The sequence below is a fragment of the Aquincola agrisoli genome (genome assembly GCF_036621135.1).
In the GTDB taxonomy this organism is placed as follows: domain Bacteria; phylum Pseudomonadota; class Gammaproteobacteria; order Burkholderiales; family Burkholderiaceae_C; genus Aquincola; species Aquincola agrisoli.
The window spans coordinates 1-709 of record NZ_JAZIBG010000011.1 but is presented as its reverse complement, the minus strand read 5'-3'; the positions used below and the strand labels follow the sequence as shown (position 1 = coordinate 709).

General features: G+C 45.8%; 1 rRNA gene. It reads left to right on the top strand.

Going from position 1 to position 709, the window contains the following annotated elements:
* Window positions 1–709, top strand: a 23S ribosomal RNA gene (locus tag V4F39_RS04010); the annotation flags it as partial.

Genomic DNA, 709 nt, shown 5'->3' with positions numbered 1-709 from the left:
AGAAGGTGATATTCCTGTATACGAAATCATAAAATCTCATAGATGTATCCTGAGTAGGGCGGGGCACGTGAAACCCTGTCTGAATCTGCCGGGACCACCCGGTAAGGCTAAATACTAATCAGACACCGATAGTGAACTAGTACCGTGAGGGAAAGGTGAAAAGAACCCCGAGAGGGGAGTGAAATAGATTCTGAAACCATTTACTTACAAGTAGTCAGAGCACGTTAAAGTGTGATGGCGTACATCTTGCAGTATGGGCCGGCGAGTTATGTTAATATGCAAGGTTAAGCAGAAAAAAGCGGAGCCGTAGGGAAACCGAGTCTGAATAGGGCGACTTTAGTATATTGGCATAGACCCGAAACCAGGTGATCTATCCATGAGCAGGTTGAAGCTTAGGTAAAACTAAGTGGAGGACCGAACCGTAGTACGCTAAAAAGTGCCCGGATGACTTGTGGATAGCGGTGAAATTCCAATCGAACCTGGAGATAGCTGGTTCTCTCCGAAATAGCTTTAGGGCTAGCGTATAGTATTGTTTAATGGGGGTAGAGCACTGAATGTGGAATGGCGGCATCTAGCTGTACTGACTATAATCAAACTCCGAATACCATTAAAATTAAGCTATGCAGTCGGAACGTGGGTGATAACGTCCACGCTCGCGAGGGAAACAACCCAGATCGTCAGCTAAGGTCCCAAAATTGTGTTAAGTGAG